The sequence below is a fragment of the Pseudomonas sp. Yb2C2 genome (genome assembly GCF_052112325.1).
Taxonomy (GTDB): Bacteria; Pseudomonadota; Gammaproteobacteria; order Pseudomonadales; family Pseudomonadaceae; genus Aquipseudomonas; species Aquipseudomonas marginalis.
Genome location: NZ_JAVAJK010000003.1, coordinates 165,674 through 187,411, shown reverse-complemented (window position 1 = coordinate 187,411; position 21,738 = coordinate 165,674). Strand labels below are relative to the sequence as shown.

21 protein-coding genes are annotated in these 21,738 nt (G+C 62.7%); 11 read left to right on the top strand and 10 right to left on the bottom strand.

All coding sequences use genetic code 11. The features are described 5' to 3' along the window. The first annotated feature begins 2 nt into the window (after nucleotides 1–2). Together Q8X51_RS05175 and Q8X51_RS05170 are read left to right on the top strand one after the other, a co-directional pair. Nucleotides 3–770, top strand: coding sequence for an ABC transporter ATP-binding protein (locus Q8X51_RS05175; RefSeq protein ID WP_065927046.1), 768 nt, complete (start codon nucleotides 3–5; stop codon nucleotides 768–770). 12 nt (nucleotides 771–782) lie between these two features. Beyond that, a complete protein-coding gene (locus Q8X51_RS05170) occupies nucleotides 783–2,195 on the top strand; it encodes an FAD/NAD(P)-binding protein (RefSeq protein ID WP_407694117.1) in 1,413 nt (470 codons plus the stop codon). A gap of 258 nt (nucleotides 2,196–2,453) precedes the next feature. Here Q8X51_RS05170 and Q8X51_RS05165 read toward each other — a convergent pair whose 3' ends face one another. Genes Q8X51_RS05165 through Q8X51_RS05150 form a run of 4 tightly spaced genes read right to left on the bottom strand, consistent with a single transcriptional unit; the run spans nucleotide 2,454 to nucleotide 7,059 of the window. Continuing rightward, nucleotides 2,454–3,698: an efflux RND transporter periplasmic adaptor subunit gene (locus Q8X51_RS05165; RefSeq protein ID WP_407694116.1), complete on the bottom strand. Its 1,245-nt coding sequence runs from the start codon at nucleotides 3,696–3,698 to the stop codon at nucleotides 2,454–2,456. Next, nucleotides 3,688–5,166, bottom strand: a complete 1,479-nt coding sequence (locus Q8X51_RS05160; protein WP_323146494.1) for a TolC family protein — start codon at nucleotides 5,164–5,166, stop codon at nucleotides 3,688–3,690. Before Q8X51_RS05160 ends, Q8X51_RS05165 begins: the two co-directional genes overlap by 11 nt. Next, nucleotides 5,159–6,358 (bottom strand): ABC transporter permease, encoded by a 1,200-nt coding sequence (locus Q8X51_RS05155; protein WP_407694115.1) that lies wholly within the window; start codon nucleotides 6,356–6,358, stop codon nucleotides 5,159–5,161. Before Q8X51_RS05155 ends, Q8X51_RS05160 begins: the two co-directional genes overlap by 8 nt. After that, nucleotides 6,355–7,059, bottom strand: coding sequence for an ABC transporter ATP-binding protein (locus Q8X51_RS05150; RefSeq protein WP_407694114.1), 705 nt, complete (start codon nucleotides 7,057–7,059; stop codon nucleotides 6,355–6,357). Before Q8X51_RS05150 ends, Q8X51_RS05155 begins: the two co-directional genes overlap by 4 nt. Nucleotides 7,060–7,421: 362 nt before the next feature. On the opposite strand from Q8X51_RS05150, the gene Q8X51_RS05145 reads away from it, so the two are divergent. Further along, on the top strand, nucleotides 7,422–8,174 hold the full coding sequence (locus tag Q8X51_RS05145; protein WP_065927052.1) for a TetR/AcrR family transcriptional regulator: 753 nt from the start codon (nucleotides 7,422–7,424) through the stop codon (nucleotides 8,172–8,174). A gap of 165 nt (nucleotides 8,175–8,339) precedes the next feature. Here the strand turns inward: Q8X51_RS05145 and Q8X51_RS05140 are convergent, their stop codons facing one another. Next, nucleotides 8,340–9,401, bottom strand: a complete 1,062-nt coding sequence (locus Q8X51_RS05140) for an FUSC family protein (RefSeq protein ID WP_065927053.1) — start codon at nucleotides 9,399–9,401, stop codon at nucleotides 8,340–8,342. Between the two features lie 91 nt (nucleotides 9,402–9,492). Beyond that, nucleotides 9,493–11,109, bottom strand: coding sequence for an NADP-dependent glyceraldehyde-3-phosphate dehydrogenase (locus tag Q8X51_RS05135; protein ID WP_065927054.1), 1,617 nt, complete (start codon nucleotides 11,107–11,109; stop codon nucleotides 9,493–9,495). A 151-nt stretch (nucleotides 11,110–11,260) separates the two neighbouring features. Between Q8X51_RS05135 and Q8X51_RS05130 the strand changes: the two genes are divergently transcribed. The 4 genes from Q8X51_RS05130 to Q8X51_RS05115 all read left to right on the top strand — a co-directional run bounded on the left by Q8X51_RS05130 (nucleotide 11,261) and on the right by Q8X51_RS05115 (nucleotide 15,446). Continuing rightward, entirely contained in the window at nucleotides 11,261–12,136 is an 876-nt protein-coding gene (locus Q8X51_RS05130) for a Dyp-type peroxidase (RefSeq protein WP_065948359.1), read from the top strand. 151 nt (nucleotides 12,137–12,287) lie between these two features. Then, nucleotides 12,288–12,743, top strand: coding sequence for a hypothetical protein (locus tag Q8X51_RS05125; protein ID WP_407694113.1), 456 nt, complete (start codon nucleotides 12,288–12,290; stop codon nucleotides 12,741–12,743). A 144-nt stretch (nucleotides 12,744–12,887) separates the two neighbouring features. Then, nucleotides 12,888–14,255: an MFS transporter gene (locus Q8X51_RS05120; RefSeq protein ID WP_407694112.1), complete on the top strand. Its 1,368-nt coding sequence runs from the start codon at nucleotides 12,888–12,890 to the stop codon at nucleotides 14,253–14,255. Nucleotides 14,256–14,312: 57 nt separating this feature from the next. Next, nucleotides 14,313–15,446, top strand: a complete 1,134-nt coding sequence (locus Q8X51_RS05115) for an MFS transporter (protein WP_065927057.1) — start codon at nucleotides 14,313–14,315, stop codon at nucleotides 15,444–15,446. A gap of 1 nt (nucleotide 15,447) precedes the next feature. Here Q8X51_RS05115 and Q8X51_RS05110 read toward each other — a convergent pair whose 3' ends face one another. Then, entirely contained in the window at nucleotides 15,448–15,969 is a 522-nt protein-coding gene (locus Q8X51_RS05110) for a DUF3087 domain-containing protein (RefSeq protein WP_065927058.1), read from the bottom strand. 135 nt (nucleotides 15,970–16,104) lie between these two features. Between Q8X51_RS05110 and Q8X51_RS05105 the strand changes: the two genes are divergently transcribed. Together Q8X51_RS05105 and Q8X51_RS05100 are read left to right on the top strand one after the other, a co-directional pair. Next, on the top strand, nucleotides 16,105–16,284 hold the full coding sequence (locus Q8X51_RS05105; protein WP_407694111.1) for a hypothetical protein: 180 nt from the start codon (nucleotides 16,105–16,107) through the stop codon (nucleotides 16,282–16,284). Between the two features lie 12 nt (nucleotides 16,285–16,296). Further along, nucleotides 16,297–16,497: a DUF6021 family protein gene (locus tag Q8X51_RS05100; RefSeq protein ID WP_027606319.1), complete on the top strand. Its 201-nt coding sequence runs from the start codon at nucleotides 16,297–16,299 to the stop codon at nucleotides 16,495–16,497. A gap of 32 nt (nucleotides 16,498–16,529) precedes the next feature. On the opposite strand, the gene Q8X51_RS05095 is transcribed toward Q8X51_RS05100, so the two are convergent. Beyond that, the gene (locus Q8X51_RS05095; protein WP_027606320.1) at nucleotides 16,530–16,766 is read right to left on the bottom strand and encodes a DUF6555 family protein; all 237 of its coding nucleotides are present in this window, start codon (nucleotides 16,764–16,766) and stop codon (nucleotides 16,530–16,532) included. Between the two features lie 120 nt (nucleotides 16,767–16,886). Between Q8X51_RS05095 and Q8X51_RS05090 the strand changes: the two genes are divergently transcribed. After that, nucleotides 16,887–17,726 (top strand): arylamine N-acetyltransferase family protein, encoded by an 840-nt coding sequence (locus Q8X51_RS05090; RefSeq protein ID WP_065927060.1) that lies wholly within the window; start codon nucleotides 16,887–16,889, stop codon nucleotides 17,724–17,726. A gap of 123 nt (nucleotides 17,727–17,849) precedes the next feature. Then, the gene (locus Q8X51_RS05085; protein WP_330214765.1) at nucleotides 17,850–18,602 is read left to right on the top strand and encodes an outer membrane beta-barrel protein; all 753 of its coding nucleotides are present in this window, start codon (nucleotides 17,850–17,852) and stop codon (nucleotides 18,600–18,602) included. Nucleotides 18,603–18,726: 124 nt separating this feature from the next. Here the strand turns inward: Q8X51_RS05085 and nuoN are convergent, their stop codons facing one another. Together nuoN and nuoM are read right to left on the bottom strand one after the other, a co-directional pair. Then, nucleotides 18,727–20,190, bottom strand: a complete 1,464-nt coding sequence (gene nuoN, locus Q8X51_RS05080) for an NADH-quinone oxidoreductase subunit NuoN (protein ID WP_003174731.1) — start codon at nucleotides 20,188–20,190, stop codon at nucleotides 18,727–18,729. A gap of 7 nt (nucleotides 20,191–20,197) precedes the next feature. Beyond that, complete coding sequence (nuoM, locus tag Q8X51_RS05075) at nucleotides 20,198–21,730, bottom strand: NADH-quinone oxidoreductase subunit M (protein ID WP_017527174.1); 1,533 nt, start codon at nucleotides 21,728–21,730, stop codon at nucleotides 20,198–20,200. Between the last annotated feature and the right edge of the window lie 8 nt (nucleotides 21,731–21,738).

Below are 21,738 nucleotides of genomic sequence, written 5' to 3'. Positions count from 1 at the left end.
TCATGAGCCAGCTCGCCAGCGAAGCCATGCGCCCGTCGTTGTTGACGGTCAACGATATTGAAGTGATCTACGACGGCGCGATCCTCGCCGTGGCCGGGGTGTCGCTGAGCGTGCCCAAGGGCGCCATCGTCGCCTTGCTCGGGGCCAATGGCGCCGGCAAGAGCACCACCCTCAAGGCGATCTCCGGGCTGGTGCGTGCCGAGCGCGCTGAAGTCAGCCGGGGCGTGATCGAATATGCGGGTGTCGACCTGGCCGGCGTCGACCCCAGCCAGCGCGTGCGCCAAGGCATGGTGCATGTGCTGGAAGGCCGCCATGTCTTCGGCCAGCTCAGCGTCGAAGACAACCTGCGCAGCGGCGGCTTTGTGCGGCGCCTGAGCCGCAAGGCCATGGAGCAGGATCTGGAGCGCATCTACGCCTGGTTCCCCCGGCTCAAGACCAAGCGCCACACCCGCGCCGGCCTGACCTCCGGCGGCGAGCAGCAAATGGTCGCCATTGGCCGCGCCTTGATGACCCGTCCTACTTTGGTACTGCTCGACGAGCCGTCCATGGGTTTGGCGCCTATGATCGTGCAGGAGATCTTCGAGATCATCGCGCAGCTCAACCGCGAGCAGCAGGTGAGCTTCCTGATCGCCGAGCAGAATATCAATGTCGCGCTTAACTATGCGTCCCAGGGCTACGTGCTGGATACTGGGCGCGTGGCCTTGAGTGGCAGCGCCGCCGAGCTGTTGGCGCGGGGCGATTTGCACGACATTTATCTGGGTAAACAGTAAAGGCGAATATGCATGACTGAATCCCTCCGCAACGCTGATGTGGTGATCATCGGCGGCGGCCTGAGCGGCACCATGCTGGCGGTGCAACTGCTGCGCCGGCCTGGGCAGCGCCGGATCCTGGTGATCGAACCGCGCGCCGAACTCGGCCGTGGCGAGGCCTACAGCGCCGTCGAACTGGGCCACACCTTGAACGGCAACGCGGCGCGCATGAGCGTCGACCCGGACAACGCCGACGACCTGACCCAATGGCTCACCGCCTACATCGGCGCCGGCGGTTGGCCCGAGTCGGACCAGCAGCACGTGCCCATCAGCGAGCTGTTCCCGCCACGCGGGATTTTTGGCCTGTATGCACAGCAACGGCTGGCTGAAGCCAAGGCGTTGTCGGCGTCCACCGTCGAGCATATCCGCGCCGAAGTCGTCGACCTGCAGGTCGGCGACGATTCAGTGGTGCTGACCCTCGACAACGGCCAGCAACTGCACGGCGCCCAGGCGGTGTTGGCCACCGGCATGTTCCCGGCGGCACGCACGCCGCAGACCCAGTCCAGCGGCTTGAACGCCGCCGCCGTGGACCCCTGGGACGTGCAGGCCATGACCCGGATCGACCCGCAGGCGCCGGTGCTGATCATCGGCTCCGGGTTGACCATGGTGGACGCCGTGGTGTCCCTGGAACAGGCCGGGCACCGTGGGCCCATCGAGGTGTTTTCACGCCACGGGTTGTTGCCCCATGTGCGCCGGCAGCCGCCGGGCTGGGACGATTTCCTCGCCGCCGACCACGCCTTGTGCAGCCCGCGACAACTGCTGCGCGAGGTGCGGCGTCAATGCCGCCTGGCACTGGCGCAGGGCATCGATTGGCAGGCGCCACTGGACACCGTGCGCGCCCATATCGGCCGGCTGTGGAGCCAGGCCAGCGAAGGCCAGAAACGTCAGTTCGTGCGGCATGTGCGGCCCTGGTGGGAAAGCCATCACCACCGCTCGCCGCCGTTGAGTGCCCAGTTGGTGGCTCGGCTGCATGAGCAAGGGCGGTTGCGCATTCGCGCGGCGTCGTTCAAGGGGCTGGAGCCTTCGGGCGAGGGCGTGACCATTCGCTTGCGTTACCGTGGCGAGCAGGTGATCAGCCAAGTGTCGGGGGCGGCGCTGATCAACTCCAGCGGTATCGAATACGACTGGCGCCGCGTGGCCCGGCCGTTGCCGCAGCAGTTGCTCAAGCGCGGGCTGATCACGCCTGGGCCGTTGGCGTTGGGGATTGCGGCGGATACGTGCGGCGCCGTGCTGGATGCCCAGGGCCGGGTCAGCACGCGATTGTTCGCCATGGGCCCGCCGTTGCGCGGGATGTGGTGGGAGAGCACGGCGGTGACGGATGTGGCGCTTCAGGCCAAGGCATTGGCATTGGCATTGGCATTGGCATTGAAGTTGGCGCATTTCTAAATGTGGGAGGGGGCAAGCCCCAATGCCAGTCAGTTAAGGCTTTTTGTAGGAGCGAGCTTGCTCGCGAAAAACTCACAGGCGCCGCGTTCATTCAGGAAGCACGCGTTATCGTTGACGTTTTTCGCGAGCAAGCTCGCTCCTACAGGAGGCGATGTACGCTTAACTGACTGGCATGCCACAACAGCCCTCTCTGCCGGGCGTTCAGCGTTGAGCCAACGTTTTGTAGAAACCTATGCCCCTCCCACAGGGGATCTTCATTTATCTTGAGGTCTTTACGAAGCCGGGTTTTAGGCCGAATACTTCCACCCCCTGCGGCGTCGATTGCCCGGTAGTCACCTTCACCCGCTCCACCGGCTTATCCATCGTTTCTCGATACTCCACCGTCCTGTCCGCCTGGATCGCCTCGCTCGGAATCACCATCGCCTGCGCATTGTTGTACGTGACGATGGTCAACCGCGCACTCATTCCCAGGCGCACCCGCTGCAACTGTTGCGGGGTCAGCCTGGGGATCGACAACGTCACCGGAAACTGCGCGCTGCCCTGGCTGTCGCTGGCAATCGCCAGGCCGCTGACCACGCTCACCGAGCCGCTCAGCCGTTCGCCGTCAAAACCGTCGCCCAGCACTTCCACCGCCTGGCCCTGGTGCAGTTGGTTGATGTCCAGCTCAGAGACCTTGGCGACGATTTTCAGCCGCTCGATATTGGCCAGGCCGAACAGCACCTGGCCCTGGCTGACCTTGCTGCCGGCCTGAATCGGCGCGTTGGTGTTGCCGCCGCCTTGGGGCGCATTGTTACCGGGGGCGGGCACCACGATGCCGGCGAACGGCGCCTTCACCTCCTTGCCTGCGAGCAGGGTGCGCAGGGCCTCGTATTTCACCGTGGCGTTGGTCAGTTCCATGTCGGCGATCTGGCGGTACTCGCCCTTGCCCTGGTCGAGGGCCTGTTGCAGTTCGCTGCGGGCGGAGGCGAGGTCCAGCTGCTGTTGCTGGGCCTGTTGCTTGAGGTCGTCCAGCTCATTGCGCGGGATGATGCCGCGCTTGAACAGGTTTTCGCTTTCAGTGAGTTTGCGTTGGGTATTGCCGGCGGTCATTTCGGCAGTGCGCAGGCTGCGGCGCGCACGGCTGACGGTGGGGCCGCTGTCCCAGTCCTGCAGCTCCTGCACGGCGCGGCGGGCCTTGAGCTGGGCGGAGAGGGCGTCGCGCAACTGCACTTCAAGGGTGGCCGGGTCCATGCGCAGCAGGACCTGGCCAGCCTCGACCCGCTGGCCTTGCTCCACCAGATTGGCCTGCACGTTGCCGTCGAACGGCGCCGTGAGGGTGAGGGTGGTGTCGGGTTCGATCTTGCCCACCAGGCCGATCTGGTGCACCAGCGGGTCGGGCTTGACGGCCAGCCATTGTTCGGTGGCGCCGGCCGGGCCTTCTGCGGGGCTGCGCAGGGCCAGCCCCGCGCCGGCCAGCAGCAGAATCAATGCGACGCCCAGCAGGCGTTTTCGATTAGTAGTCATTGAGGGCGATTTCCCAACTTTCCAGCGTCATGCCCAGGGTCAGGTCGAGCTGGGTCTGGGCGTTCAAATAAGCGATCAGGGCGTTGAGCTGCGCGTTTTCGGCATTGCGCAGGTCGGTCTCGAAACTCAGCACCTGGAAGTTGGTGGAGCGCCCGGCGCTGAGTTTCTCGCGTTCGATCTCGATCTTGCGCCGCGACAACTCCACCGCGCGCTGGGAGATTTCATACTGGCGCCAGCGGGTGCCGAGGTCGCGTACCACGTCGTTGACGTTGCGTTCCAGTTCCTGGCGTGCGTCGGTGATGCGGATCTCCTGGTCCTCCACGTTGACCCGCGCGCGCACTTCGGCCTGGCGCGTGCTGATGTCGCCGATGGGGATCTGCACCTGCACCCCGGCGTAGCTGTCCCAGGTGCGGTTGTTGGTGCTGCCGGCATCGTTATTGTAGGCGTCGCGTATCTGGTTCGCGCCGGCCACCAGGTCCACCTGCCAGCGCCCGGAGTCCTTGGCGATCACCAGGTTGAGGTCGGCCTGCTGGCTGCCGAGCAGGGCGGCGAGGTATTCCGGTTGCTGGGTCTGCGCCAGGTTGAAGGCCTGGCGTTTGTCGATCTGCATGGGCTTGGCCTCCAGGGCTTCGGTGGCGCGAATCGGCGTGGACAGGTCCAGGGCCAGCAGGCGCAGCAAGGCCAGGCGGTTGGTGTCGAGCTGGTTCTGCGCTTCTTCGACGCCCAGTTGCTGGGTGGCGATGTCGGCTTCGGTCTGCACGATTTCGAATTCGGCCATGCGCCCGGCGCTGATCAAGGCCTTGTTCACCTCCAGCAAGGTGCCGGAGCGCTTAAGGGCGTCCTGTACGATGCTCAGTTGCTCCTGGGCCCGCAGCAGTTCGCGGTAGGTGGCGATGATCTGGCTGATGGTCTGCGCCACGGTCGCCTTGAGGTTCAGGCGGTTGGCCTGCTCCGACAGGCGCGACAGGCGCAACGGTGCGGTGGTGGCGTCCCAGCCGGCGCCGCGCATCAACGGCTGGATGATCGCCAGGTCGAGGCCGTCGCTGCGGTAGCGCCCGGCGCGGTCGGCGTTGTTCAGCTGCTGGGTCCAGGCCATGCTCAGGCGAGTGCCGTATTCACTGAGCAAGCTGGTGGCCGGCGCCACGTTGGCATTGCGCGCACTGTCCTGAGAGCCGCGGGTACTGCGGTAATAACTGTTGAGGGTGAGCTTGGGGTTGAACACGTCTTCGGCGACGCGCAGGTCGAACTTCTGCGTCACCCGTTGCAGGTAGGCGCTGCGGATCGCCGGGTTGTTGCGCAGGCCCAGGTACACGGCGTCACCCAGGGTCATGGTGGTGACCTGGGCATTCAAGGACACGCCCCGGTCGTAACCGCTGCGCGTGCTGCTGGGGGCCGACGGCTTGATGACCACCTCGGCGGCCATGCCGTGCAGGCTGATCAACACGAGCAACCCCAGCCATTTACTCATCGCGCAAGGCCTCCACCGGCTGCAACCGTGAGGCCGATACCGCCGGGTAGATGCCAAAGAACAAGCCCACCAGCAACGTACTGCCCACCCCCAGGGGCAGGGCGGCGACGGCCAGGTCGAATAGCCAGCCCGACAGCCAGGCATAGAGCCAGGCGGCGGTCATGCCAAGTACCGCACCGCACAGCGCACCGACGGCGGTGAGGGTGACGGCTTCGAGCAGGAACAGGTTGCGGATGTCCCGCTGGCGAGCGCCCAGGGCCATGCGAATGCCGATCTCACGACGGCGCTCCGACACGTTCATCAGCATCACATTCATCACGCCTACACCGCCGCCGACCAGGGAAATGGCGCCGAGGGCCAGCAGCAGGTAGGCGAAGGTGCGGCTTTGCCTGGTCATGCCGTCGATCATTTGCTGGGGCACCTGGATGTCGACCGTGTGGTCGGTGAGCTGGGCCTGCAAGGCGCTGGCGGCTTCCCTGGCAATGTGTTCCATGTCCTGGCCGGGCGCGGCGCGGATAATTACATTGCCGATCTGCGGCATGGCATGGATGCGGCGCATGCCTTCGGCGGGAATGAACAACGACTCGTTGGCCTGTACCGGCATCAGCATTGCCCTGGGCTGGTTCTGCAGAATGCCCACCACCAGGAACAGGTAGTCGTTGATGCGCACGCGGTCGCCCAGTTGCAGCGGATCGCCCGGCGCTCCGAGGGCCTGGGCCAGTTGGTCACCGATCACGCCATAGGTTTCGTTGGCGTCGAAGCTCGACAGGAAGCGCCCCTGCCGTACCACCAGGCGCATCGCTGCCTGGATGTCCGGTGTGCTGCCGACGAGGTTGGCGTTGGTGGTGCGGCCATGGAACACGATGGGCCCGCTGAACAAGGTCAGCGCGCCGATATGGGCAATGCCCGGCACGGCCTGGCGCACGGCATCCAGGTCGAGCTTCGCGGGCGCGGGGACCGTGCTGTTGCCCTTGGGCGGGAACTGGGCGACCAGGGTGTCGGTGCCCATGTCCTTGAAAATCATCGCGGCATCCACCGCGGCGTTATGGCCGATATTGATCAGCGCCACCACCGACGAACTGCCGATGACGATGCCCAGCAGGGCCAGCACCGAGCGCTTGCCCAGGGTGCGCAGGCTGACGAAGGCTTCATGCAGCAGTTGGCTGAAGCTCTGTTCGACCCGCAGGCTCATAGGCGCCCGGCCTCGTGCACTAGGCCGTTGCGCACCAGGATCTTGCGCTCCAGGCGCTCGGCGATATGCGGGTCGTGGGTGACGATGATCAGCGTGACCTGTTGCTCGCGGTTCAATGCCAGCAGCAGGTCCATGATGTCCTGGGCGGTGCTGCTGTCGAGGTTGCCGGTGGGCTCGTCGGCCAGGATCACCGAAGGCTTGCCCACCAATGCACGGGCAATCGCCACACGTTGGCGCTGGCCGCCGGAGAGGTCGGCGGGGCGATGGTGGGCGCGCTTGGCCAGCCCGACCTGTTCGAGCATGCGCAGGGCCTGCGCCACCGATTCATGCCGCGACACACCGCGATAGCTCAGGGGCAGGGCGACGTTGTCCAGGGCGCTGAGGCGCGGCAGCAGGTTGAAGCTCTGGAACACAAAGCCGATCTGCTGGTTGCGGATCGCCGCGAGTTGATCTGGAGTGGCGCTGAAAATATCGTGGCCGGCAAAGTGGTACTGGCCGCAATTGGGCAGGTCCAGCAGGCCGAGGATATTGAGCAGGGTGCTTTTGCCTGAGCCCGAGGCGCCGAGGATGCCGCAGCTGTCACCGCGCTCGATGGACAGGCACACCTCATTGAGAATGGTCAGTTCCTGCCCGGCGAGCTGATAGCGCTTGCCGATGCCTTGCAGGGAAATCAAGCCTGGGTGCGCGGGGGTATCTGTCATCGTGACTACGCCTGCAGTCTCGACGCTGCCGTCATGCGCCCTTTGTAAATCTTTGTAACAAGTTCGGGGGCTATCTGGTTCGCGTCACGGACTGGTTTTATTTCTTGTTTTTAAAATATTGTTTGAATACTAACCGTGTTCCCGGTGCTTCGCCAGCCGTGGATGTAGAGCGGTTTTACGCTTTGAAAAGATTTCCCTCGCCGGTACGGGGGTCTACCGAAAGGTCCCTGGCTTGCCTGAGAATCCCCATGGGCAAAGGCTTTGGATAGTATGGCGGTGTGTCACTACTTGCTTTCGACCGTCCACACCGGTATAAAAAATCAAATTATTTTTTAAAACAATATTTCCGCCGTGGAACCCTTATGGTCGCGAAGAAACTCAGCGCTCCAAACGTTACCAAGACTCGATTGCTGGATGCGACAGAGGCTCTCTTCATCAAATACGGCTATGACGCCGTGCTGCTGCGGCAGATTACCGAGCGCGCCCAGGTGAACCTGGCTGCGGTGAACTACCACTTCGGGGACAAGGACTCCCTGATGAAGACCCTGCTGATGCAACGCCTGGAGCCGCTCAACGAGCAGCGCCTGGAATTGCTGGCGCGCTGTGAGGCCGAATCCGACGGCCCCCTCGACTGCGACACCTTGCTCGGCGTGCTCTTCGCCCCGGCCATGGGCCTGGAACGCAGCGACCCGGCGAGTGGGGAAGGGCGTTCGTTCATCCGTTTCCTTGGGCGGGTGTACAGCGACACCTCGCCGTTTATCCAGGAATACCTCAAGGTGCATTACCAGCCGGTGTTCCAACGCTTCTTCGAAGCCTTCGCCCTGGCCTTGCCGGACTTGCCGCGCAACGAGCTGGGGGTGCGCCTGCAATTTGCCCTCAAGGCGATTTCCGGGGTCATGGCCGGTACCGAACTGCGCCTGCTGATGAACTCCATGAGCCTGGGCCGCCCGGCGACGGATGCCGAGGTGATGGCCAAGCTGATCACCCTGGTCTCGGCGGCGATTCGTGTGCCGCAGCAAAGCCCGGAAGCCGAACACGCGCTGGCCAAGGTGCTGGATACCCAGCGTGCCATTCGTGAACAGGCGACAGCGCCGGCCGCCAAGGCCTCGCGCTGAGAAATCCCAGGCAAAAAAAGCCCGCTGGGGCGGCGGGCTTGATGTGCAACGTTTGTAACGGATGAGGCTTCACCCTACGTCCCGGGATGTGAATAAAACGTGAAAAATATGTAAGAGAAAGTGTGAAAGTGTTGATGTGAGTAAACCGGTCAACGGGCCACCTTTCTAGATCTTCCAGCGCCCGGCGCTTTTAGCCAGGCGTTGGCGCATCGCGTCCACATTCGCCGCCAGTTGCACGGTCAACAATCGATACCCATCCAGCGCGCTGTAAACCGGCGCATCCAGGCTGGGCTCGCCGCCGCTGACAGGGCTGGGGCGCTCCAGCCGCTCCGTAACCCCCGACTTCAATGCCCGCGCCATCCCCACCAACTGCACGCGAATCTGCCGATGCTCGGCTTTCAACATCACTTGCATGCGCGCCATCGCCTGTTCGTCGCGCGGGTCCGGGCGGGTGTTGCCGAGAATCTCCAGGGTGCTGATGCACATGCGCAGGTGGCGTTGGATCGCGTCCAGCTCGGTCATGGAGATGCGCACCTCCTTGGACACCGACGGCATCAGCGAGCGCAATTGCAGCATTGCCGCATTCAGGCGGTTGAGCAGCTTCAGGTGTTCATCGTCGGTGACCGACTGGCCATTGATGATCCGACTGTAGATCTGGGCGCAATCACGCAAGGCGCTGGCCAGGTTGTAGCGCCAGGAATACACGGCATACAGCGGCAGGGCGAAGGAAAACGCCAACGCCAAGGCAATGCCGATCAGGATATCCACGGTGCGCCACAGCCCGTCCGACAACGGGTTGTCACCGTGCCCCGCGACGATAAACACCGTGATCGCGGACAACAGCGCCGTGTACCCGCCCTTGCCGATGGCGTGATAGGAAAAGAACCCGCACACCACCGACATCAGCAGGTAGGTGAGCAACGGCTGGCCGACATACGCCTCCTGCACCACCAGCAGCAAACCGACGCTGGCACCGATCAGCGTGCCATAGGCGCGCTCAACGGCCTTCTTGCCGATATTGCCGTGGTGTTGCAAACCGCCGATCACCACCAGCATGGTCACCGATGCCCATTCACCATGGGGCAGGTTGATGCCGGTGGTCAGCAGGATCGTCGCCAGCAAGCCGATGGACACGCGCACGGCGTGGATCAGTTTGGCGTGGCGATAGCGGCGGTAGGGGTCGAGCAAGGGGCGCAGCAGGCGCCGGGCGAAGAGTGGCAGGTTCATCGGTAATTAAAGTGGCCTCGGTTTTGGATATGTACACAATCCAAATGTGGGAGGGGGGCGGTCCCCTCCCACATTGCGATCGGCATTGTGCTTAGAAGATATAGTCGGTGGTCAGGAAGCTTGAGTCACGGTTACGCAGGATATCGCTGACCAGCGCCTTGTTGCTGTCCTGGAACTTGGTCGCCACCAGGGTGCGGATCGAAAACACGCGCAGCGCATCATGTACCGACAGCGTGCCTTCGGCCGAGTTCTTGCGCCCGTTGAACGGGAAAGTGTCCGGGCCGCGCTGGCATTGGGCGTTGATATTGATGCGGCCGACCTGGTTGGCGAAGGTGTCCACCAGGCGTCCGACTTCCACGGCGTTGGTGCCGAAAATACTCAATTGCTGGCCGAAGTCCGAGTCGAGTACGTACTCGATCACCGTCTCCAGATCGCGGTAGGGCACGATGGGCACCACCGGGCCGAATTGTTCCTCGTGGTACACGCGCATCTGCGGGGTCACCGGGTACAGCACCGCCGGATAGAAGAACGAACCACGATGGGTACCGCCATTGGCATTCACCACGTGGGCGCCGTGTTGTTGGGCATCGGCCACCAGGTCGTTGAGGTAATCCACCTTGCCGACTTCCGGCAGCGGTGTCAGTGAAACCCCGTCTTCCCAGGGCATGCCGGGTTTGAGGGTCTCCAGCTTGCGGTTGAATTTCTCGATAAAGCTATCGACCACGTCCTCATGCACAAACAGGATTTTCAACGCGGTGCAGCGCTGGCCGTTGAAGGACAACGAACCGGTGACAGCCTCGCTGACGGCGTTGTCCAGGTCCACCTCGGGCAGCACGATGCCGGGGTTTTTCGCATCCAGGCCCAGGGCCGCACGCAGGCGGTGCGGCTTGGGGTGCAGCTTTTTCAAGTCGCTGGCGGCCTTGTTGGTGCCGATAAAGGCAAAGATGTCGATCTTGCCGCTTGCCATCAACGCACTGACGGTTTCGCGGCCGCTGCCGTAGATCACGTTGATCACCCCGGCCGGGAAGCTGTCGCGGAAGGCTTCCAGCAACGGACGGATCAGCAGCACACCGAGTTTGGCCGGCTTGAACACCACGGTATTGCCCATGATCAGCGCCGGGATCAGCGTGGTAAACGTCTCGTTGAGCGGGTAGTTGTAGGGGCCCATGCACAGCGCCACGCCCAGGGGCACGCGGCGGATTTGCCCGAGGGTGTCCTGTTCCAGCTCGAAGCGGCTGCTGCGGCGGTCGAGTTCCTTGAGGGCATTAATGGTGTCGGTGATGTAGTCGCAGGTGCGGTCGAATTCTTTCTGCGAGTCCTTGAGGTTCTTACCGATCTCCCACATCAGCAGGGTGACCACTGCGTCGCGCTGTTCGCGCATACGTCGCAAAAACGCCTCGACGTGCTGGATACGCTCCACCACGCGCATCGTCGGCCATTCACCCTGGCCACGATCATAAGCGCGCACGGCGGCATCGAGGGCGGTGAGGGCGGTGTCGGCGTCCAGCAACGGCGTGCTGCCGATCACCACGCGGCGGTCGCCCAATTGCACCGGGCTCTGCACCTGGGCCAAGGGGCCGTTCCACACCTGCAACTGGCCATCCACCAGGTAGTCACGCTGTTCGATGGGCGCCGCCAGGCGGTATTGCTCGGGAATATCGGCGACGCTGGTGGGAAACAGCTGGGCGAGCAGGTTGCTGGTGGTCATGGCACTACCCCTGAAATAGTTGCAAAACATGACGAGAGAGTCACCCAACACAGGGCTCTATGGCAAGGCTTGTGCGCGTTGCACTACACACCGGGGCGTGTCGCCTGCTCTTCGAGATAGTAGACTGCGCGCCTTTCTTGAAGGAGTTCACATGAGTCAGTACCAGCCGGGCATTCTTGCCGCACCGGTGCCTTTGCAGGCACGCCATCTGTTTTTTGCCGTGGACACCCTGGCAGCCGTGCCCGCTGCGCTGGACGCGCTGGTGCAGTTGGCCGATTCGGCGGCAGTGGTCGGGTTTGGCGAGCCGCTGGTCAACGCGCTGGGTGCAACGATTGATGGTTTGCGCAGCTTTCCTGCCGTGAGCGCACCGGGTGCGCACAACCCGTCCACCCAGCAGGCACTGTGGGTGTGGCTGCATGGCGTCGATCGCGGTGAGTTGCTGCTGCGCAGTCGCGCTTTCGAGAAGGCCCTGGCCCCGGCGTTTCGCCTGGTGCAGTCAACCGAAGGCTTCCGCTACAAGACCGGCTTCGACCTCACCGACTACGAAGACGGCACTGAAAACCCCCACGACGACGCTGCCGTTGAAGCCGCCCTGACCGACAGCGGTGCCAGCTTCGCCGCGATCCAACAATGGCAGCACGACCTCGATGGCTTCGCCGCGTTGCCCGCCCAGGAGCGCGACCATATCATCGGCCGCCGCCATGGCGACAACGAAGAGCTTGAAGACGCTCCCGAATCCGCCCACACCAAACGTACCGCCCAGGAAAGCTTCACCCCGGAAGCCTTCGTGGTGCGCCGCTCCATGCCCTGGGCCGAAAATGGCCAGGCCGGGTTGATGTTCCTCGCATTCGGCCATTCCTTCGATGCGTTCGAAGCCCAACTGCGCCGCATGAGCGGGTTGGAGGACGGGATTGTCGATGGCCTGTATCGCATCAGCACGCCGTTGACCGGTGGTTACTACTGGTGCGCGCCGGTCAAGGACGGACGCCTGGACCTGAGTGCAATCCTTCAAGGACCGCGTATCTAACGCTGTCCGGATTTGGGTGGCGAAGCGGTTTCTGCGTACGACTGCGGAACCACCCTGGCGTGGGTCGCCACAGAGACAACAGTCTGCTTTGCATATCCGTTTTTCGACGGTATGTAGAGCGGATTTGTCGAGTAATCAAGGAAACTCACTCATGGCTATTATTCATCAGCACCACGTGTCTCTTGTCCATAGTGCATCTTTCGCCACCCATGCCCCTGTTGTTGCCCATTGGCACCCTGCCAACCCTTATGCGGGGCTGTCCGACGCCGCGCTGGCGCGGGAGTTTGACAAAAATTTCGATGCATTCAGGCCAGCAGGCTCGCCACATGCGACACAGGGGAAAATTCGTGAGGTCGCGAGGCGCCCGCTGACGGGAGATGCGCAACAAAACAAGTTGACAATGTTGGCCAGGGAAGTGCTCAAGCGTGACCAGGTGATGAATCAGCTGGATACGGTGGATGTTGCGGGTCGGGACGGTATTATTGGCCGCTGGAATCCGAAGATGGCCGCCGCCAAGTTATCGGACGTTCCCCCACAATGCTCTGCTTCAACTCCAGAAGCTTGGCGTCCCAGTCCCATCATTGCTGCGAGCTTGATTGTTTACTAAGGGATGACAGGCAGGCGTGATGCGCGATGAGGCGCACATTCCATGTTCATCAACATGAAAATTTTGACAGCGGCGCCATGGGCCACTGAAATCAATCCCCGTTGATCGTATGCTAGTGGCCTTTGTTACCTGTCCGGATGGTTCATGTCTTCTGTCGTCGATGGGCTGCCCCTCAATAAACGCCTGCCGGCCGTGATCGCGATCTCCCTGGGGATCGGCATGGCGACCCTGGACACGGCCATCGTCAACACGGCCTTGCCGACCCTGGCCGAAGGGATTGGCACCGATTCCGCCTCGGTGATCTGGGTGGTCAATGCCTACCAGTTGGCGATTATCGCCACGGTTCTGCCGTTTGCGTCCCTCAGCGATGTGCTCGGGCACCGCCGCGTGTATCTCGGCGGGTTGCTGCTGTTTATCGTCTCGTCGCTGTTTTGCGGGCTGGCCGGCTCGCTGGTCAGCCTGACCGCCGCCCGTGTGGTGCAGGGGCTGGGCGCGGCGGCGATCATGAGCGTCAATACGGCGTTGCTGCGGCATATCTACCCGTCAAAAATGCTCGGGCGTGGCCTGGGCTATAACTCGCTGGTGGTGGGGCTGGCGTTTACCCTGGGGCCCACGGCGGCGTCGGCGATTCTGTCGGTGGCGACCTGGCACTGGCTGTACCTGATCAATGTGCCGTTGGGGCTGTTGGCCCTGGGATTGGGCCTGCGTTCATTGCCGACCCTGCCGATGGCCGGGCATGCCTTCGACCGCCTCGCGGCTGCACTGTGTGCCGGGTTGTTCGCCTTGCTGGTGCTGGGGCTGGGCACGGCGGTGCATGGTGCGCAGGGGGCGTTGACCCTGGGCTTGATTGCGGTGGCGCTGCTGTGTGGCGCGTTGCTGCTGCGCCGACAGGCCGGTCACCCGGCGCCGATGCTGGCGTTGGATCTGTTCAAGCGGCCGGTGTTTGCCTTGTCTTCCTTGACGGCGATCTGCGCCTTCAGCGCCCAGGGCCTGGCCTTTGTGTCGCTGCCCTTTCTGTTGCAGGCGGTGCTGGGGCATAGCCAGGTGGAAACCGGGTTCCTGATGACACCGTGGCCGGCGGTCGTGGCGGTGATGGCGTTGGTCGCCGGGCGCCTGGCTGACCGTGTGTCCCTGGGCCTGCTGTGCGGTATCGGGCTGTTGATGTTGAGTGTGGGCATGGCCGCGTTGGCGACCTTGGGCCACGGCGCGTCGGCCTTTGATATTGGCTGGCGCATGGCGTTGTGCGGTGCCGGTTTCGGCTTCTTCCAGTCGCCCAACCTCAAGGCCTTGATGACCAGTGCGCCGTTGGCGCGCAGCGGCGGGGCCAGCGGCATCGTGGCGATTTCGCGCTTGCTGGGGCAGACACTCGGCGCGTCGTTGGTGGCGTTGTGTTTCCACGTGTTCGTGGGCAGCGGGCCGCAATACGCGTTGTGGTTGGGGTGTGTGTTTGCGCTGGTGGGCGCTGTGGCCAGCGGCCTGCGTTTGCTGCCCTACGGGAAAAAGCCGTTGTAAAACCTGCGGCGGGAGGGCTAACGTGGCGACCTGAATATTTCGGGATGTTTCAGATTTATGTCAAGCCTGGCCCTCCGCACTGCTGATACCCATTCCCGCCGCGCTGCGTTGACCCTGGCCTTATGCCTGCCCAGTGACGTGTTGCTCTATCTGCTGCTGCCCATGGAGTCCCAGGCCTTCGGCATCACGCTCGCCCAGGCCGGGGTGTTGCTGGCGGCCAACCGCCTGGTGCGGATTTTCGGCTATCGGCATGTGTTGAATTTCTACGCGCGCAACGGTGATCGCCTGACCTGCATGATTGCCGCCGGGGCTGCAACGCTGTGCGCCTTGGGTAATTCGGTGCTGTCGGGCTTTGCCGCGTTGTTGGGGCTGCGGCTGGTGTGGGGCCTGTGTTTTGCCGCGTTGAACCTGTCGACTCAGGTATTGGCCACCTCCGAACCGGAGGGCGCCGCGCGCCGGGCCGGGCGTTCGCGGGCCCTGATCGCCTGGGGGCCGATGCTGGCGTTGCCGTTCGGTGGCTGGCTGACGCTGTGGGCCGGGCCGCGTCCGATCTTTGTGATCCTCGCCGGCTGTTGCCTGGTGGGGCTGTGGATGGCGCGCGGCCTGCCCAGCGCCGGGCATGATTTGCACAGCACCCCGGGGCGCCGTTTCAAGTGGCCCGACAGCGTGGCGCTGTGGTCGTTTATCGAAGGCGTGGCGCTGGACGGACTGTTTATTTTCGGCCTGTCGATCCAGGCGCAGAAGCTGCTCGGCGGTAATGCGGTGCTGATCGCCGGCGGCTTGATGGCCCTGCGTTATGTCTCGGAAATGCTCCTGAGCCCCCTGGGAGGTCACGCCGCCCAGCGCTTTGGCGCGACCTCGATGTTGTTGCTGTTTTCGTTCCTGAGTGCCTTGGCCTTGACGGCGTTCGGCAGCTATTGGGTGATTGTCGGCGCGGCGGCGGTGTTGGTGCTGCGCGCGTTGCAACTGCCCCTGGTGACCACCCTGGTCGCCGAGCGCAACCCCGGTTCACTGCGGGTGTCGGCCCTGGCGTCGAATGCGGTATGGCGTGACATCGGTGCGGGCCTCGGGCCACTGCTGGCAGGCCTGCTGTTGCCGGTGGCCTCGGCACCCCTGGTGTTTGGCGTGGCGGGTGCGGCGATTGCGGTGAGTGCGTTGTTCTGCTGGCGCACCCGTGTGGCAGCAGACTGACTTACGTGCGTTTCAATCCTTCCAGCCAGGCGGGATCAAAGCGGGTTTGTTCGGTGTCGATCCCCAGTGCCAGCATCGTGTTCTTATGCGCGTCCATTTCACCGACCAACTGCGCCTGGGCACTGGAGTTGGCGTCCAGGGCGTGCATCTGCGTCAGCCCCAGGTGATAGAAACGCAGTATCTTCATGGCCGTCGGATCATTCGCCTGCACACGCTCGGTGACGGTGTGCATCACGTTGGTCACGCGCATCAGGGTGCGCTTGAGCTGCCAGCCATACACGGCCGGTGCCAGCCACGGTTGGGTGCGGAACGGGCCGCGCAGCAGGGCGACCGTTATCAACACCCCGGCGAATACGCCACCGACATTAAAGCGGAAGTTGTCACCGCCGGGTTCGCCGAACAGCATCACCGCCAGGCTCGACAGCAGCATGGCCAGGGCCACGAACAGCACGGCCACGATCAGCGTGCTGCGGCGCGTCTGTTGGCGGTAGGTGACGGGGTCGCAGGGTTTGAGCTCGAACATCCGGTCCAGGTCTCCAGGGCGGGTAGGGGGGAAGGCATCTTCTCATGGTCAGCGGTCAGTGGTGGGGCAATCAAGTTGAACCATGATCTGGGGCAGTTTCTCTAAACCGGTGTAGTCCCTTTGAGGTCAACCACCATGCCCGAATACAAGCAGCCACCGCCCGGACCCCCCGACCCTGACCGCACGCCCGGTGAAGAGGAGCGCGACAACGATGCCTTGCGCCCCAATGACCCGAAAGAGCGTGACGCCCAGGATGATGTGGAGCGCGTCGAAGACGACCTGGAAAACCTCCACGACAAAGCTCGCCCGCTATAACAGGAGACCATGATGAATAAGCGCTCGGATGGACCGCCCTCCAATGAACACGCCAGCGGCAAGGATGAGCTGGGATTTGATCCGGACTCGCCCGATGTGGCTGATCCGCAGGTTGATCCCATCGGTCCGGCCATCGCCCCTCTGGATAAAAAGGCCAAGGACGACGGGAAAAAAAAGCCGCCCTACGATCCGTTGGGCGACTTGAAGAAATGAGCTGGGCCCCGCCAATGAGCGGGGCTTTTTGTTTATCTGGGCGGCATCCAGGTGACGTCGGTAATGCCGTACTTCTCGGCCCACGGGCGCGTGGTTTTTTTCACTTGCTCATGGCCGACCCGGCCGATACGGCTCACATGCGCAATGTCAGCGTCAACGGCTGCCCAGTGCCAGGCCTCGGCGTTGTTCATCACTTCGGCACGCACCACAAAGGACTTCGGTTGACCGTGCAGTTGGTAGTGGATGGTGTAGATTTTTGCGGTACTCATGTTGCCTCCCTGTCTTGTTATAGATGGATAGGGAACGGTTTAAAAAGGTTCACTCAAAATGACAATCTGCATGCTTGCGCGGCATAGTGACGCATTCCTCCCGCGCCCAAGGATCGCGCCATGACCCTCCTGAACCACAGCCGCCTGTACCTGCAACGCTTGGGTTACGACTCGCCACCACCGCCCACCCTGCAGACCCTGCGGGATTTGCAACTGCGTCATGTGTGCACCTTCGCCTTCGAAAGCCTGTCGACCCTGCTGCGCCTGCCGGTACCGATCGACTTGCCCAGCGTCGAGCAGAAAGTCCTGTTCGATGGGCGGGGTGGGTATTGCTATGAGTTGAACCAGATGTTCCTGGCGCTGTTGCAGGAACTGGGGTTCGAGGCGCGCGGCATTACCGGGCGGGTTGTGATGGGTGGTCCGCCGGACGCACGTACGGCGCGCACCCATCGCCTGAGCCTGGTGACCCTGGACGGCGTGCGCTACATCACCGACGTCGGCTTTGGTGGCATGGTGCCCAGCAGTCCGTTGCAGTTGGACACGCAGGCCGTGCAGGCCACGGCCCATGAGCCGTATCGCCTGACACTCAATGAGCAGGAGGGCAGCTACACGTTGTGGGCCGAGGTCGCGGGGGAGTGGCGTGGCTTGTATGTGTTCGACCTGCAAGTGCAGGCAGACATCGACTACGAAATCGGTAACTGGTACGTCTCGACCCATCCAGGTTCGCCGTTCCTGGGCCAATTGAAAGTCGCACGCCTGGCAGCGGGCGAACGCCACACCTTGAACAACGCCCACTATGGGATTCACTACCTGGATCGGCCGAGTGACAAGCGTGTGATCCAGAGCGCCGACGAGCTGCTGGACGTACTGGGCACTACCTTTGGGATTCGCGTGCCGGTTCACCCTCAGCTTGATTCAACCCTTGAGGGCTTGGTAATGGCTGCACGCCAGGAGTATTGATCTAGAGCCATCGCTGAACCGTTTTACCTCCAAGTGGGGGCAAATTTTTTCGAACCTTTGGTGCCAGCCTGGGTTCGAAGCGTTTCCTGAATAATTTGCCCACCAGACAAGGAGATGTAAACGATGTCCAAACTATTCGGAAACCTCCTCAAGCATTCCTCACTGCTGGCGCTGGTCGCCGCGCCAGCAGTGGCGTTCGCCGCACCGTCCACTGACCCGATTTCTACCTTTGGGATTCTGGGCAGCTACAACGACTTCAAGCTCGAAGGCGGTAGTGAAAGTGATAAGGACCACATGCCCGAAGCCGGTCTTTTCTACAACTTCGGCAACAAGCTCACCGCCGAGTCGGGCTTTATCTACCAGGCAGGTGTGGAAGCCAAGTACGGTAAAAAGAGTGATAACAAACTCAAGGAAGGCCAGGCCGACCTGGATCTCGGCTGGCGTGCCGCGCTGGATGCGCGCAACTTCGTCGACGTGATCGTTGGCGGCGGTTACAGCTGGACCCGCTATGAGCTGGACTCGAACGACTACGACATGGAACTCACCAACAAGTCGCCGTTCGCCAAGGCAGCCCTGGGCTACAACCATCAGTTCGATGACATGACGCTGCGTTTCGAAGCCGGTGCGCGTCGCACCATTGATGGTCGTACCAAGCTCAAGGTGGACGGCGTGGGCAGCGACACCGTAGACCTCAAGGACCGCACTAACCCGTATGCGGAAGTCAGCCTGCTGATGAACCAGAAGGGCGACCTGCCGGTGATGGCGGGCCTTTACTACACCCGCACCGAATACAAGCTCGACGGTGATTCCGAAGTGGCCGATAACACTCGGCTCAAGCGGGATGAGTACGGGGTCAAGCTAGGCATCGCGTTCTGACGCGGTTGCAATGTAAAACGCCCCGAACATTCGGGGCGTTTTTTTGGGCTGTTGCAGGTCAGCCCAGAACGCAAAAACGGCGCCCTGGGGCGCCGTTTCTGTTGATTCGCATACCGCTAAGGGATCAAACCCCCAGCACCGCGTGCTGCACCAGGGTCAGCAACGGTTGTGGGTACACGCCGAGGAAGAAGGCGAGCAGGGCGATAGCCAGCAGCATCACGCCACCGGCTTTCTGTTCCCAGTGCAGCTCAGCATCCACACGGCGCAGGTTTGGCTCGATCAGGTACAGGGTGACCATCACGCGCAGGTAGTAGAACACGCCGATGGCACTGCCCAGCACCAGGGACGCAACCAGCCACCACTCGTGGGCTTCGACACCGGTCGCGACGATGTAGAACTTGCCGATAAAGCCCGCGGTCAGCGGGATACCGGCCAGGGACAGCATCATCACGGTGAGTACGGCGGTCAGGTACGGACGGCGCCAGAACAGGCCGCGGTATTCGTACAGGGCGTCGGCGTCACGGCCCTTGTAAGGCGAGGACATCAGGGTGATCACGCCGAACGCGCCGAGGCTGGTGATCACGTAGGTGACCAGGTACACGCCGATGGCTTCCACGGCCAGGCCTTTGCTCGCCACCAGGGCGATCAACAGGTAGCCGAAGTGGGCGATGGACGAGTAACCCAGCAGACGCTTGAGGTTGTTCTGGGTCAGCGCCAGCAGGTTGCCGAACAGGATCGACGCGATGGCGATCACGGTCAACACGTTGCTCAGCACGCCGGTGTTGGCGGCAGGCGAGATCTGGAACAGACGCACCATCACCGCAAACACAGCGACCTTGGACGCGGTCGCCAGGAACGCCGCCACCGGCGCCGGGGCGCCTTCGTACACGTCCGGGGTCCACAGGTGGAACGGCACCAGCGACAGCTTGAACGCCAGGCCGATCAGCATCATCGCCAGGCCCAGTTGGGCAATCGGCGCGGGGCTGTTGGTGGCGGCCAGGGCGTGACCGATACCGGTGAAGCTCAGGCTGCCGGCTTCGGCGTAGAGCAGGGCCATACCGAACAACAGGAACGCGGAACCGGCGGCCGACAGCACCATGTACTTGATGCCGGCTTCCAGGGAACGCTTGTTGAAGAAGGCGTAGGCCACCAGGCCGTAGGTCGGGATCGACAGCAGTTCCAGGCCGATGAACAAGCCGGCCAGGTGCTGCGCGCTGACCAGCACGATACCGCCGGCCGCAGCCAGCAGGATCAGCAGGTACAGCTCTTCGCGGTTGCCCGGGTAGCCGGTGCCGCCTTCGCCGAGGTAGGCGTGGGCGAGGGTGACGCAGGCGAGGGTGGCGACGAGGATCAGCGCGATATACAGCAGCGCGAAGTCATCGACCATCATCAGCGGGGTCACCGCCAGTGGCGCGACCTTGAGTGCCGGGATAATCGACAGCAAGGCCAGGTTCAAACCGGCGCAGGACAGCAGGAACGTTTGTGAGTGATTGCGGCGCCAGGCGATCGCCAGCATCACCACCACGATGGTGAGGCTGGTGATCAGCAGCGGCGCAAGCGCGATAAAGTGTTGGATCGTGAATTCCATAGCGCTCTTACCGGGCCGAAGCGAGTTGAGAGAAGGCGGTGCCGAACCACTGCTGCACGCCATGCATCGTCGCGGCAGAAGTGTCCAGGAACGGTTGCGGGTACACGCCGATGTAGATCAGCAATACCGCAAGGCCGAGCACCATGATCAGTTCGCGAGCATCCATCCCTTTGAGGACGGTGTCGGACTTGGCCGGGCCGAAGTAGGCGCGGTGGATCATGATCAGCGAGTAGACCGAACCGAATACCAGGCCGGAGGTAGCAATGGCGCTGATCCACGGTGTTTGCACGAAGGCACCCATCAGGATCAGGAACTCGCCGATGAAGTTACCGGTACCCGGCAAGCCCAGGGAAGCGGCGGCGAAGAACAGGCTGATCGCCGGCAGGTACGCAATGCGCGACCACACGCCGCCCATCTCACGCATGTCACGGGTGTGCAGGCGCTCGTACAACTGGCCACTCAGGATAAACAGTGCCGCGGCCGAGACACCGTGGGCCAACATCTGGATCACCGCACCTTGCAACGCCAGCTGGCTGCCGGAGTAGATGCCGATCAGTACGAAGCCCATGTGGGAAACGGACGAGAAGGCAATCAGACGCTTGATGTCGGTTTGGGCGAACGCGAGGAATGCACCGTAGAAGATCCCGATCAGGCCGAGGGTCATGGCAATCGGCGCGAATTCGGCCGAGGCGTTCGGGAACAGCGGCAGGGCGAAACGCAGCAGGCCGTAGGCCGCCGTCTTCAGCAGGATACCGGCCAGGTCCACGGAACCGGCGGTCGGCGCCTGGGCGTGAGCGTCAGGCAGCCAGGAGTGGAACGGCACCACCGGCAGCTTCACCGCGAAGGCGATGAAGAAGCCCAGCATCAGGATGTACTCGGTGGTCAGGGACATCTTGGTTTTCAACAGGTCGGCGTAGTTGAAGGTAATCACGCCAGTCGAGTTGAAGTTGACCAGTACCAGGCCCAGGATCGCCACCAACATGATCAGGCCGGAAGCCTGGGTGAAGATGAAGAACTTGGTCGCCGCGTAGATCCGGGTTTTCTTGCCGTCCGAAGAACTGTGACCCCAGAGCGCGATGAGGAAGTACATCGGCACCAGCATCATCTCCCAGAAGAAGAAGAACATGAACAGGTCGAGGGCGAGGAACACGCCGACAACGCCGCCCAGGATCCACATCAGGTTCAGGTGGAAGAAGCCCACGTGACGCTGGATCTCTTTCCAGGAGCAGAGTACCGAGAGGATACCCAGCAGGCCGGTCAGCAGGATCATCAACAGCGACAGGCCGTCGAGGGCCAGGTGCACGTTGATGCCGAAGCGCTGGATCCACACGTGCTTGAATTCAAGCGCGAACGTTGGATCGACACCCGGTGCCGGAGCGAATGAATAGTCGCCATGGGCCCACAGCCAGAGGCCGAGTGCGAGTTCCAGGGACATGGTCAGCAACGCAATCCAGCGGGGGAGGGTGGCGCCGAAGCGTTCACCCATCCAGCAGAGCAGGCCGCCGATAAAGGGGATCAGGATTAGCCAGGGCAGAATCATGACGGGCT